The following is a 13,008-nucleotide window of genomic DNA, read 5'->3' as shown; positions in this document are numbered from 1 at the left end:
GAGCCCCAGGGAACGCGACGTGCTCGCGCTCATGGCCCAAGGACTCGGCAACACCGCCATCGCCGAGAAGCTCGTCATCACCGAAGGCGGAGTGCACAAGCACATCCGCAGCATCTTCGCGAAACTCGACCTCGCACCCGACGACCGTGCCGACCGCCGCGTCACCGCGGTCCTGCGCTACCTCGAGGGCAGCGGACCGAAGTAACGACGGATCGTCGGCCACCGCGCGAGCGCAGAGCGGCGTTACGCCGCAGCGATCGACCGTTGCCTCTCCGGCCTTCAGCCGACTGGCTGGAAGTACCTCGGGAGCATGAAGACGTGGCTGCGTTGTCCTGGCCGAGCGATTGGCTCCAGCGCTGCGAGTGCGAACCGAGCTCCACACGGATTGCGGACTCGGAGCGAACCCGGAGCGGGCGGTGAGTCGAACGACTTGGGGCTGTGGCGCAGGGCTTCGAACACCGTCGTCAGCGTCCTCGTCGTCCAGACGCTTGACGACGACAACCGAAGGGCGTCCTCGCGGTGCGGACGCCCTTCGGTTGTCGTTCAGCCGGATCGGGACGGTCTGCTGCCCCAGGCGATCGTTACTCTTTGACGCCGATACCGGCGATCGGCGGGATTCGGAGCAGTCGCGCGATGGGCAGGACGGTGGTGAGCAGGGCCAGTAGCGTCGTGCCGCCGATGATGGACACCCATCCCAGCGTGGGAACGTAGGGCACGGTCCGCCCGGTGAGGGTGCGTACCACCGACACCAATGTGATCGCGGCGATGGTTCCACCGATCAGCAGGGAAACGCCAAGCAGGCCGGTCTGTTCCGCGTGAACCATTCTCTTCACCTGCTTGCGGGTGACGCCGACCAAGCGCAACAGAGCCAGTTCACGGCCACGGGTGAGGGCGGCCATGACCATGATGTTGGCGGCGGCCAGGGCGGCGTAGCCGACCATGATGCCGACCAGCAGCTTGTTCAACCAGGATCCCAGCTCCAGATCGTCGGCGAGCTGGCCGGTGAGGCTGGCGGTGCTCGTCACGGTGCTACCGGGGTGCCGGTCGGCGACGTCGGCCAGGGCGGTGGTGATGTCCGTGCCCGGTTCGCTGCGGACGAGGATCCGCTCGTAGCCGGTGGCGGCGGTGTGGCCGTCGATGACGTCCTTGGCGACGGTAGCGTCACCGAAACCCATGCCCCGGTCGTAGATCGCGACGATGCGCAGGGTGGCCGGTGTGCCGTCGCCGAGCCACACCTCGACCTGCTCGCCGATCTCCCAGCCGTTGGAATCGGCTTGCAAGGTTGACACCGCCATGGCGGGGCCGCGCAGGTCGGCCAAGCTGCCGCTGCGGACCCGGAGGTCCATCGTGAGCTCGGCGCCGGCCGGATCGATCGCCTGCACACCGCTGGCGTCCTCTCCCCCGGCGGGGATGATCGAGGTATTACGCACTCCGGTGGCGGCCACCACGCCGGGAATCCCGCGGATTTCCGTGAGGGCGGAGTCAGGCAGACCTGCGGCGGAGATCACGGCGTGTTGGGCAAGCATCCCGTCACGGCTCTGCTCAACGGCCGCTCGCTGCTGGTTGTCCTGGAGGAACCAGATCGAGCCACCGAGGCCAACCGACAGCACCAGTGCGGTCAGCACGGTGACCATGCTTTGGGCGTTGGCGCGCAGGTTCGCCGCGGCGAGGTAACCGCTGTCGCCCCACACCGCGCGCAGCACCGGGCCGAGCAGCCGGGCGGCCACACGGTTGATCCAGGGGGCGAGCAGCGCGACCGCGAAGACGAGCACGAACAGCACGCCTATCGCGGTGCCGAGGGCAGCGGTCCCCTTCAGCGCAGTGGTGAGCGTGGTCAGGAAAACGCCACCGGCCAAGGCGACGAACCCGGAAAACAAGCGGATCTTGCTGTTCCGGCGGGGTTCCACAGCGATCTCGCCGAGTGCCTCCGTCGGGCGGATCAGCACCGTCCGACGGGCGGCGATCAGCGCGGCACCCACCGCCACCGCTATCGTCGCCACCACCACCGCGACCGCGGTCAGCACACCGCCGCTGAACGGGAACGTGTCCGGGATGAACTCGTGGTCGACCAGTTCCCCGCGCAGCCATCGTATGGCGAACCAGCCCGAGGGCACGCCGATCACGACCGACAGCAGGCTGAGCAGCCCCACCTCGATGAGGATCAACCGGGTGATCTGGCCGGGCGTGGCGGCGACTGCCCGGAGCAAGGCGAGGTCGCGTCGTCGGTGCCGGACCGCGAGGCCGATGGTTCCGGCCACGACGAACATCACCAGCAGCGCCACGTACCCGCCGAAGACAGTGCCGAGCTGGACCAGCATCCGGCCGGCCGCCGCATCCGCGGACTGTTCCAGCAACCCGCGCTCGGCGCCGGCGTATGCCTTGGCTCCGGCCTCGGTGGCCAGCTCGCGTACGTCGGCGACTACTGCGTCACTGGACGCACCGGGCTCGGCAATGACGCCGACAGCGTCGACCCGGCCCTGCCGCGGGTACACGGCCGCCGCGTGCTCGTCAGTGAAGAACAGCGCAGGCAACGCGTCAGGAGCCGGCCGTGGGCCGGCACTGCGCACGAGGCCACTGATCCGGTAGACGCGTGCCGTCCCATCCACCAGGATCGGGACCTCGTCGCCGGGCGCTGTCGAGCCGGCCAGGCGTTCATCCAGCGCGACTTCCTCACCCTTCTTCGGTTCGGCACCCGAGACCAGCTCGTAGGGGGTGAGCACCGTGCTGCTCCACCCGTGCCCGGTGGCCCTGCCGTTCTCCAGGATCGCCGTTACCGACGTGTCCCCCACAACCGTGGCCACACCCGGTACCTGCCGGAGCCGTTCGACCATCGAGGTCGGGACGGTGCCCCCTTCAGGCAGCTCTACGGTGACCTTCTCCTCACCGCTAGTCGTGACCGTGATGTCGCGATGGGCAACAACAACGTCTGTTGCGGCGTAACGCTTCGGCGCGGCCTCGAACCGCAGGCCGGACTCCACCAGAAGTCCCATCGACATCAAGAGCACCACTCCGGCCGTCAAGGCCAGCAGGGTGGCGACCGCGCTGCCCATGCGGTAGCGCAGCATCTTCGCGGCCAGCTTCAGCATCGGTCAGCGCTCCTGCGTCATGCGAGGGCGACGACCCAGCGACGCCAGGTGCTCCGCGATGCGCTCCGCACCCGGCTGCGGCATGTCGTGCACGATCCGGCCGTCGGCCAGCACCATCACACGATCCGCATACGACGCCGCCACGGGATCATGCGTCACCATGATCACCGTCTGTCCCGCCTCGTCCACCACCGAACGCAGCAGACTCAGCACCTCGCCCGCGGTCTGAGTGTCCAGGGCACCGGTCGGTTCGTCGCAGAAGATGACCTCGGGGCGCGTCGCCAACGCCCGCGCAATCGCGACCCGCTGCTGCTGACCGCCGGACAGCTCCGACGGCCGGTGCGCCAACCGCTCGGTCAACCCGACCCGGTCAACGACCTGCCGCACCCACGTGGCATCGGCGCGTTTTCCCGACAACTGCAACGGCAACACGATGTTCTCCTGCACCGTCAACGCTCCGATGAGGTTGAACGCCTGAAAAACAAACCCGATCTTCGACCGCCGCAGCTTCGTCAGATCCGTCTCGGACAGTCGCGACAACTCCGTGTCACCGACCCATACCTGGCCGCCGGTCGGCTGGTCCAGCCCCGCCGCGGTCTGCAGCAGCGTGCTCTTGCCCGAACCCGACGGCCCCATCACCGCCGTGAACGTACCCCGCTCGAACATCACGTCGACGCTCGCAAGGGCAGTCACCGCCTGCGGTCCCGTGCCGTAGACCTTCTTCAGGCCCTGGACCCGCACCGCCGACGCGGAACTGGCAACGCCCGCACCAGGAGATCCATCAGTCTGTACATTATGGATTGACATCACAATAAGCCCGAGGTCCTATTCTTTGAGTTCCAGGACAGAACCGTAATGTCGCTCGTCGGCCGAAACGACCCAGGCTGCGGGCGGTTCTTGGTAGCGCAGGCTGCACCTGCCCGCTCCGTGGCGCCGACGTCGGCCCGGATCCGACGAACACGGACGCCATCGGTGTGACATCAGCCGCCGCGGTCTCAAGATCCGGCTGATCCAGTGCACCAAGGCACTGACGTCTTCGCCCACTGCCCGAACATCGCTGCTCAGGGCTTCCATGAGTCCAGCAAGGCTGGAAGCACGCAGAGCAGATCGGCCTGCAGGCAGAGAACATCGTTCCCTGTGCCGCTCGAAAAGTAATCGTCGCTGGTAGAGCCAGGCTGTCACGGCGTTGCGACCATGTCCGGGTGTCCGGTCGTGGGTCGGTCGCCTCGTTCACCGCGCGGTCGGCCAGGCCTCGCCGGATCCAGGTCCTCAACGCCTCGTGATGCACGCCGAGTTGGCGGGCTAGGGGCGCGATCGCCAGCTTCGGATCCGGCTCCCGGTACAGCCGGACCGCACGGGATCTCAGCTCGTCGGGGTTCTTCTTCGATGGCGCGCCACGGACGACTCCCTTCGGGCCGTGCCTGGAAAATCCTCGCGCTACTGGTGAACCTCATTCCGTTGAAACCTCACTGCCTCGGAGTGCCTGGCACGGACTTCCCCGCCCGTGCAGGTGTTCCTTTGTTTCCACTGTCGCAGGATCCGTAGTCATCACCCGCCGGATGCGTGTGCTCGACGGACCGGGTCGGGACGTCGCGGACGACGGTGCGCATCCCACCGCGCACGGGCTGCGCCGGGTGTGCCGACCGCTTGTCCGCAGTGCCGCGGGTCGGCGCGGCGAACCCTCCGGCACTCGCCTCGGGCTGACCCGCAACGCAGGTACACAGCGCTGTCGGCCACCACACGTCCCTGTCCACATTCGTCATCCTCCACAAAGGAATCCCCGCGCGAGCGGGGGTGGTCCCTCGCGGGTGTCCTCACCCAGCGCGTAGCCGGCGTCTTCCCCGCGCGAGCGGGGGTGGTCCGGAGCGGTGGGCGGTGCGCTACCACGTGTCCCAGTCTTCCCCGCGCGAGCGGGGGGTGGTCCTCGGCACGGGCGACCACCCGGTCCTTGCGGGCGGTCTTCCCCGCGCGAGCGGGGGGTGGTCCGGCCGAGGACATCACCGCCGCGATCCTCGCCGGGTCTTCCCCGCGCGAGCGGGGGTGGTCCCCGTCGGGGGCGAGGCACCCGAACACACCTGCCGTCTTCCCCGCGCGAGCGGGGGTGGTCCCGGCAGGCGCAGCTTGTCGGGTCGGAGCACCACGTCTTCCCCGCGCGAGCGGGGGCGGTCCGCCGGCAACCACCTGACCCACCTCGGTATCCGCGTCTTCCCCGCGCGAGCGGGGGTGGTCCCTGGCACACGTCGAGGTCGCGCCACTGGATGTGGTCTTCCCCGCGCGAGCGGGGGTGGTCCTGTGACAGTTCGAGTGGTGCCTGATGACGCGGTGTCTTCCCCGCGCGAGCGGGGGTGGTCCGGCGACCGCCCCGACCGCGCTCACCGCCCGCGCGTCTTCCCCGCGCGAGCGGGGGTGGTCCGGCGACCGCCCCGACCGCGCTCACCGCCCGCGCGTCTTCCCCGCGCGAGCGGGGGTGGTCCCCCGCACTTCCCAGCGCGTCTCGTCGCGCACCGGTCTTCCCCGCGCGAGCGGGGTGGTCCCCCTTCCAGGGTGGCCAGTGCGCGACACAGCGCGTCTTCCCCGCGCGAGCGGGGGTGGTCCGGTGCTGGTGTTCGTGCCCGGCTCGATCATCACGTCTTCCCCGCGCGAGCGGGGGTGGTCCGTCCTTGTCCTCCATCGGCACCTGTACGTCAGGGTCTTCCCCGCGCGAGCGGGGTGGTCCCGGTGTCCTGCACTGCCCCTTCGACGGCTGGCGGTCTTCCCCGCGCGAGCGGGGGTGGTCCCTCGATGAGCATCGAGTGGGCGATGCTGTCCGAGTCTTCCCCGCGCGAGCGGGGGTGGTCCCGCCCGCATGGTCGAGTCCAACCCCCACCTGGTGAGTCTTCCCCGCGCGAGCGGGGGTGGTCCTTCTCCCCCCCGCCTCCGCGTGGTGGCGGACTTCGTCTTCCCCGCGCGAGCGGGGGTGGTCCCGGGCCTCGCCGATGTTCTCCAGCGTGCGCACCGTCTTCCCCGCGCGAGCGGGGGTGGTCCGTCAAGGACGCCGCGCAGCAGTACGCCGATCTTGTCTTCCCCGCGCGAGCGGGGGTGGTCCCACGCCTGGCTACTCGGCCTGGTCGACGCCTTCGTCTTCCCCGCGCGAGCGGGGGTGGTCCCGGTGTCCAGACCGGCTGGGCGTCCTCGTTCCAGTCTTCCCCGCGCGAGCGGGGGGGTGGTCCGGCGTTGCCCTCGTCGGTGCGGTGGCCGACCGGGTCTTCCCCGCGCGAGCCGGGTGGACCCGTGGTCCCCGCGGTCGAGGCAATCAAGATCAAGTCTTTTGGATCCGCTGGGACATCGCCCCGACGACACGGCCTCATGGCCTGTCACTCCCCAGGGGGATCGGCGCGTCCGGCACGCCCATCGTCCCCGGCCGCGGACACCTGGGCATACGGCCTGATCAGCGAGAGCCGAGAACGCCGCCCCGATGCCGGATCACGGTGTGACGGCGGCGCGCAGCCAGTCCGGCACGTGCTCGTCGACGGGCGGGAAAAGCTCCAGTTCTCGGGCGTGGGCCGATGGGGGCGGCGGGGTGCGGAAACGCGGCTCGTCCTGGCGGTTGTACTCGATCGCGTAGTTGCCCGGACAGTCGAGCCAGTAGGTGGCGTGCAGCCACGTGCCGCGCCCCGGGCGGCCATTCCGGCGCGCAGCCGGGTGAACAGGTCGCGCGCTTCCTCGTGCGCTGCTTCAGCGCCGTGCCGTTGCCACTGCAGTGATCGTTGAGGCCTATGATCTGCAGTCTGCGTCCGATCGCGTCCGTCCAGTTCGCCAGGCGACCATATCAGCAGGTTAGGACCGGCCCAGGACGCTCGTCGCACCTTGAAAGCGGTTCACACCAACGGGTGTTGTTTGACGTAGGTTCGGCGGATTCACCCGTTCGGGGCGACCCCATTTGGCGTTGGTCAAAGATCCGGAGCGACCCGCTCCTGAATTCGCTCCTATACAGCGTTCACCAAGATCACAAAGTTACCGTTCCGTGACCAAATGAAGATCGACATCAACGCACGAAAAAACCCGCTGACCTGGGCAGATATCCAGATCGAGCGGGCTTCTTCAGACCGTCGGGACGACAGGATTTGAACCTGCGACCCCTTGACCCCCAGGGTCGCCCAGATCATGATCTGACCTGCGGAAACAGTCCCCAGAGCACTCCTCAGGGATCCGTTGAGCGCAGTTTGAAGCAGCAGGACCCGGTTGCGGCACAACGAGATCTCCTGAATCCGCTCCTCCGGACCACTCCCTTGACCAAGAATCATCAACCGACTGATCCGCGAGTACCTGCCCAAGGACACCGAGATCACCACCGACCGCGGCTACCTCGCCTCCGTCGCAACCGAGATCAACATGCGACCACGCCTTATCCTAGGATTCAGAATCCCCAGCAGAAGTCTTCGCCAACCTCCTCACCAGCGCGAATGCTTCCACCGGCTGAAGGCGCCCGCTTCTGCACCACAATGTCGACACGCTCTAGAGGAATCCAGGCATGATTCATCGCGCCGCTCGACCGGAGTGAACACCAGCGAGAACCCAACCGCTTCGGTTGGCAGACAATTCACTTTCGGTGGTGGCGCGGTGGGCACAAGCCGTGACGGGGTTGAGGGTTGTCATGATCATTTATGGCTTAAGCGGCGAAGCTGGTCGGTGCGGTGTTCTCGGGGCTTTCGGCGCTGTCGATCGAGGGCGTCCAGGACGCCGGTGATGTGATCGTGGTGCGGGCGTCGGCCAGGGGCGGTGAGGTGGCGTGTCCTACTTGCGGCACGTCGACGGGCCGGGTTCACGCTCTCCATGAGCGGGTCCTCGCGGATGTTCCGGTCGACGGACGCCGGGTGTTGGTGAGGGTGCGGATACGTCGGATGCGTTGCCCTGTCACGGAATGTGCGCGCCGGACGTTCAGGGTGCAGGTACCTGGCTTGATCGAGCGGTATCGGCGACGCACCGTCCGGCTCGATGTGCAGGTCCGCGATGTCGTGCGCGAGCTGGCCGGCAGGGCCTCCGCCCGGTTGCTGCCGTCGCTGGGGATCGTGGTCGGGCGGGACACCGCCGTACGGGTCCTGCTGGGCATCCCATTACCGGATCGCGCGGTGCCGAGGGTGCTGGGGATCGACGATTTCGCGCTGCGTCGGTGTCACGACTACGCCACCGTGGTGATCGACGCCGACACCGGCGCCCGGATCGACGTGCTGCCCGGACGCGGCGCCGACGTGGTGGCCGGGTGGCTGCGGAAGCATCCGGGAGCCGAGGTCGTGTGCCGGGACGGTTCGACCGCCTATGCGCAGGCAGTGCGGGACGCGCTGCCGCGGGCGACCCAGGTCGCCGACCGGTGGCATCTGTGGCACGGCCTGTGCGACGCCGCGGGCAGGGAGGTCGCGGCCCACAGCTCGTGCTGGGCCTCGGCCACGGGGCTGCGCCAAGGGAAGCTGGCCGAGACCACGCTGCGGCGGTGGCACCAGATCCATGCCCTGCGCGAGGCCGGGGTCGGGCTGCTGGACTGCTCGCGCCGCCTCGGCCTGGCGATGAACACGGTCAAGCGCTATGCCCGCGCGGCCACACCGGAGCGTATCCAGCGGGTGCCGAAGTACCGGGCCAGCATGGTCGACCCGTACCGGGACCACCTGCGCACCCGCCGCGAACAGGAACCGGCTGTGGGGGCCACCGCGCTGCTGGGCGAAATCCGTACCCTGGGCTACGACGGCAGCCAGAACCTCCTCGTGCGCTACCTCAACCAGGGACGTCACCTCGACGAGCATCCACACCTCTCGTCCCGTCGGGCCGCCCGACTGCTGCTGACCCGACCGGAGAATCTCACCGAACGGCAACGCGAACGACTCGACGCCCTGACCGCGTCCTGCCCCGAAATGACAGCGCTGGCAGGCGTTGTGCGTTCCTTCGCCGCCCTGATCGTTCCCCATAAGGACAACGCGGGCCGGTTGACGGCGTGGACCACTGCGGCGCGCGAGGCGGACCTCCCCCACGTGCACTCTTTCGTCCGGGGCATCGACCAGGACATCGACGCCGCCACCGCCGCCATCACCCTCGACCACCACAACGGACTCACCGAAGGCGTGAACACCAAGACGAAACTGATCAAACGCCAGATGTACGGAAGAGCCGGTTTCGACCTCCTCCGCCACCGCATCCTCGTCGGATGAAACCACCACCGGAAGTACGCCAGAGCCGCTCGTTTTACAGTCCCCTATTGGCACCCCACAGGGTATTGAGCTGCGGCGATCGCGCACCATGGGCCTTGGAGGCATGACGGCCAGGCATGGCGTTATGACTGGTGTACCTGATCTTCGTGTGGCTCGTCTGGCCGACTTTCGACACCTTGCAGGTACTGGGCAACGGGAGTGGTCCCCAAGGTCGCCCGCAGTAGCACTGCTGTTCGGCGAGCTGGCAGAGCTTCTTGACACCGACCACCGGCCCGCGATGGACAGAATGGAGCGTGGCATGAACACGTCGACACCGCCACTTCGGCCCGTGAACCGGTGACGATGCGTACTAGGAGATACTGGCTCTCTGGGTCGAGTCGGTAGGGGTGTGCGGTGCCGGTGCTGGGAGTTGTCATTGTCGAGTTAGCCGAGACAGTGGTGGAGTTCGCGGGCGAAAAGCGGACTTCACCGGCAGGAGACCGCCTGGTGCGGCAGTTGGTGGTCGAGTTGACCAGGTGGTGCGAGGGTGCGCACTGGAACCTCCTGAAAAGCAGCAGTAAGGCGATGGCAGTGCAGGCCCTGATCGATACCTTCCGCGTAGTGGGTAAGGCGTCCGGCGCAGATCCTCAACGACTGGCGGCCTTACTGCGGCACGAGGCCGGTGGCCTGCGCGAGCGAGCCGCGCTCGATCATGACGGCGAGGAGTTCTACGACCGGCTGTGCCTTGCCGTGTGCGGCCATGTCACGTCAGTGGCCACTCGGGGTTCTCTGCTCCGAACAGCGGTCGAGTCTTCCGTCGACAACAGGCTCGATGCCGCTGTCTCCGGTCCGGTGGTGCAGGCCGGTGCAGTACATGGCAATGTGACGATCAACCACTGGAGCGGTAACCCGCCGCCGCCCGTCGAGGCGTCGGACGCTGGGATGCGGGGGGTGGGCGAGCCCGGAATGCTTAAGACGGCATCGCCGTCGAAGCGGACCGGGGCGGCGCAGTTCGGCGACCCCTGGTGGATCTGCACGGGTGCCGCAGCTAGCCTCCTGTCCGCTGCTGTGCTTTGGCTACTCGGCGGCCTGCTCGGTCAAGCGACCGCCACCGGAGTCGTCACCGGTCTCCTGGCCTACCTCGCTGCGTCCACCACCGCGCTGGTAGCGGACCGGAGGCCGTTGCGATGATCCGCCGCAGGTTGATACCGCTCATTATCGCGATGCTCACGACGGCAGCGCTTACAGCCGCCGCGTACGTCCACTTCGACACACCCACCAAATACCTCGGCGACGAACTTGTCGTGGGGATCAGCGGTACCATGCCCGGCTGGAGTTTTCCCGATGACGCCCCCGAGGGCTTCGACATCGACCTCGCCACGTTCATCGCGACCGAGTTAGGGTTCGACCACGTCACCTACCAGGTACTCCAGCCAGTGGAGCGGATCACTGCGCTGACCGAAGGACGGGTCGACCTGGTAATTGCGAACTTCTCCATCGATGGCCCATCGTGGCCCGATCAGGATAAACGGCGACGGAATCTGATCGATTTTGCCGGCCCCTATTACATCGATAACTCGGGCCTGATGTACTCCGCCGATAAAATGGACCGCCTTGATCCGGGGTGGTCCGGCATCCCGCGCGAACTCGTGTGCACGAACGCTGGCACCACCGCAGAGCACAATACGTTGAGGGAGCACGACCGTGACTGCTTCAACCGGTTCGTCGACCCAGATGATCTCAGTGTGGTCGCCGTGGTGACAGACCAATCCCTCCTAGTGGCCTATAGCAAAGCAAGGAGATCGGCCGTGCTGCCGTTGATGTGGGAGAACGACCCGTCGACATTCCCGGTGAAGGATGAGAGATACGGCGTCGGCATGCGTAAAGGCACCCCAGGCCTCTGCCAGCAGTTGAACGATTTGGTGCAGAGGTTCCTGGACGAACGATGGGACGGCTCCTTCGCGCGGTGGCTCGGCACCGTGCCTCACGGAAAATCGCACAAGGTGTCGGACGTGGATCGAACCCTATGTGGTAACTGACAGCGGCCTTTAGTAGCTGTTTTCGAGCTACTGGGGTTGGGTGAGTCGGCGGCTGGTGATGCGGATCATGGACCAGCGGACCATGGCCTCGTGGTGGTGGCGTAGTCGTTCGTAGTCGCGGACGCGGCGGCGGTGTCCGGTGATCCACGCCAGAGTCCGCTCCACCACCCACCTTCTGGGTAACACGATGAAATACGGCACGTCGGGGCGCTGGACGATCTCGACCACCAGGCGGAGTGTGGTGCGGGCCCAGTCGAGCAGGGTGCCGGTATAGGCCCCGTCGGCCCACACCAACGCGACCCGCCCGCCGGCGGTGTCGCGCATCCGCCGCAGCAGGCTGCGCGCGGCGACCCGGTCCTGCGTCGAGGCCGGGGTCACCAACACCGCCAACAACAGTCCCATGGTGTCCACGACGATGTGCCGCTTGCGCCCGGCGACCTTCTTCCCACCGTAATGGCAGGACACCGACGTGTTCTGAACCGCTCCGCTCACCCTGTGCCTGCCGATAACCTCATCCGCGCAGGTAGAGGTTGTACGGAGACCAAGACCTCGAAACGCTCATCGGCACGGCTGCCATCCGCCGTGCCATCGGCCAGCACGGCATGATGACCGGCTGTGCTGCTCCGACTGGCCTATCTGGGCGTGACCAACGCCTTCGCGCTGCTGCGCCTGCTGCCCATGAGCGATCGGGACAAGGACGTGGAGATCCTGGCGCTGCGGCACCAGATCACGATCCTGGAACGTCAACTAGGTAACGCCCGTACGCGGTTCTCTCCCGGCGATCGAGCGTTCCTCGCGGCACTGCTGCACCGACTTCCCGTCGACACCCTTCGTCGGCTCCGACTGCTGGTGCGTCCGGAGACGGTGCTGCGGTGGCATCAGGACTTTCTCGCACGCCGTCACGCGGTCAGATCCCGCCCCAAGCGGGCCGGCCGACCACGAACCCTCCGCTCGATCCGGCTCCTGGTGCTGCGCCTGGCACGCGAAAACCCCGCCTGGGGGTACCGCCGCATCCACGGCGAACTCCTCGTCCTCGGCATCAAAGTCGCCGCGTCCACCGTCTGGCAGATCCTCAAAGACGCCGGCATCGACCCGGCACCCGAACGCACCACGACGACGTGGTCGGCCTTCCTCCACTCGCAGGCTGACGCCCTGCTGGCCTGCGACTTCTTCGAGATCACCACCCTCAGCGGCACCCGTCTGTACGTGCTCGCGGTGATCGAGCACGCCAGCCGCCGGATCCGCGTCCTCGGCGCCACCGCGCACCCGACCGCCTCCTGGGTCACCCAGGCCGCCAGGAATCTCGTCATGGACCTCGAAGACGAGGGCCGACACATGCGGTTCCTGATCCGCGACCGGGACGGGAAGTTCCCGGCGCTGTTCGACACCGTCCTCGCCGACGCCGGCATCCAGGTCGCCCTCAGTGGCGTCCGCATCCCGCGCATGAACGCGATCATGGAACGCTGGATCCACGGCTGCCGCCGAGAACTCCTCGACCGAACGCTGATCTGGAACCAACAGCACCTGCTCCACTCACTGCGCGAGTACGAGCAGTTCTACAACACCCACCGACACCACCAAGGCATCCACAACGCACGACCACTACGCGCCCTGCAACACCCCGTCACCGACCAAGTCGCAGTCACCCACCTGGATATCCGCCGGCGACAGCGGTTGGGCGGCATCCTCAACGAGTACTACCAGGCCGCCTGACCTGCACGGACGACA

Annotated in this window: 9 protein-coding genes and 1 pseudogene; 6 read left to right on the top strand and 4 right to left on the bottom strand. The window is 67.4% G+C overall.

Features of this window, described 5'->3' with window-relative positions; genetic code table 11:
• Positions 1-205 (top strand): response regulator transcription factor (locus tag OQ02_RS37520; RefSeq protein ID WP_197043674.1); only part of this gene is annotated, 205 nt, incomplete at its 5' end.
• A gap of 376 nt (positions 206-581) precedes the next feature.
• Here OQ02_RS37520 and OQ02_RS37515 read toward each other — a convergent pair.
• The 3 genes from OQ02_RS37515 to OQ02_RS47355 are packed head-to-tail and all read right to left on the bottom strand — an operon-like array spanning position 582 to position 4,452.
• On the bottom strand, positions 582-3,086 hold the full coding sequence (locus OQ02_RS37515; RefSeq protein ID WP_033443444.1) for an ABC transporter permease: 2,505 nt from the start codon (positions 3,084-3,086) through the stop codon (positions 582-584).
• Between the two features lie 3 nt (positions 3,087-3,089).
• Complete coding sequence (locus tag OQ02_RS37510; protein WP_033443443.1) at positions 3,090-3,893, bottom strand: ABC transporter ATP-binding protein; 804 nt, start codon at positions 3,891-3,893, stop codon at positions 3,090-3,092.
• Positions 3,880-4,452, bottom strand: coding sequence for a transposase (locus OQ02_RS47355; RefSeq protein ID WP_081916224.1), 573 nt, complete (start codon positions 4,450-4,452; stop codon positions 3,880-3,882). The genes OQ02_RS37510 and OQ02_RS47355 overlap by 14 nt, the downstream gene beginning before the upstream one ends.
• Before the next feature lie 2,918 nt (positions 4,453-7,370).
• On the opposite strand from OQ02_RS47355, the pseudogene OQ02_RS47350 reads away from it, so the two are divergent.
• The 4 genes and pseudogenes from OQ02_RS47350 to OQ02_RS37485 all read left to right on the top strand — a co-directional run.
• Positions 7,371-7,545, top strand: a pseudogene (locus tag OQ02_RS47350) (IS30 family transposase); the annotation flags it as partial.
• Positions 7,546-7,747: 202 nt separating this feature from the next.
• The gene (locus OQ02_RS37495) at positions 7,748-9,262 is read left to right on the top strand and encodes an ISL3 family transposase (protein WP_033443440.1); all 1,515 of its coding nucleotides are present in this window, start codon (positions 7,748-7,750) and stop codon (positions 9,260-9,262) included.
• Positions 9,263-9,655: 393 nt separating this feature from the next.
• The gene (locus OQ02_RS37490; RefSeq protein ID WP_033443439.1) at positions 9,656-10,432 is read left to right on the top strand and encodes an NACHT N-terminal Helical domain 1-containing protein; all 777 of its coding nucleotides are present in this window, start codon (positions 9,656-9,658) and stop codon (positions 10,430-10,432) included.
• Positions 10,429-11,280 (top strand): transporter substrate-binding domain-containing protein, encoded by an 852-nt coding sequence (locus OQ02_RS37485; RefSeq protein ID WP_033443438.1) that lies wholly within the window; start codon positions 10,429-10,431, stop codon positions 11,278-11,280. The genes OQ02_RS37490 and OQ02_RS37485 overlap by 4 nt, the downstream gene beginning before the upstream one ends.
• Positions 11,281-11,307: 27 nt before the next feature.
• On the opposite strand, the gene OQ02_RS37480 is transcribed toward OQ02_RS37485, so the two are convergent.
• Positions 11,308-11,772 carry an IS5/IS1182 family transposase gene (locus OQ02_RS37480; RefSeq protein WP_051773293.1) on the bottom strand — a complete coding sequence of 155 codons (465 nt, stop codon included), beginning with the start codon at positions 11,770-11,772 and terminating at the stop codon, positions 11,308-11,310.
• Positions 11,773-11,895: 123 nt separating this feature from the next.
• Here OQ02_RS37480 and OQ02_RS46370 point away from each other — a divergent pair, with 123 nt between their 5' ends.
• Complete coding sequence (locus OQ02_RS46370) at positions 11,896-12,993, top strand: integrase core domain-containing protein (RefSeq protein WP_033443437.1); 1,098 nt, start codon at positions 11,896-11,898, stop codon at positions 12,991-12,993.
• Positions 12,994-13,008: the final 15 nt, after the last annotated feature.

Source organism: Saccharothrix sp. NRRL B-16314, assembly GCF_000716595.1.
Classification (GTDB): Bacteria; Actinomycetota; Actinomycetes; order Mycobacteriales; family Pseudonocardiaceae; genus Actinosynnema.
Note: the sequence above shows the minus strand (reverse complement) of the source record. Positions and strands in the feature narration are given on the sequence as shown.

What these genes read in the sequence shown, in the direction of transcription:
- OQ02_RS37515 (WP_033443444.1), bottom strand. Translation starts at nt 3,086, where the DNA reads ATGCTGAAGCTGGCCGCGAAGATGCTGCGCTACCGCATGGGCAGCGCG.
- OQ02_RS37510 (WP_033443443.1), bottom strand. Translation starts at nt 3,893, where the DNA reads ATGTCAATCCATAATGTACAGACTGATGGATCTCCTGGTGCGGGCGTT.
- OQ02_RS37485 (WP_033443438.1), top strand. Translation starts at nt 10,429, where the DNA reads ATGATCCGCCGCAGGTTGATACCGCTCATTATCGCGATGCTCACGACG.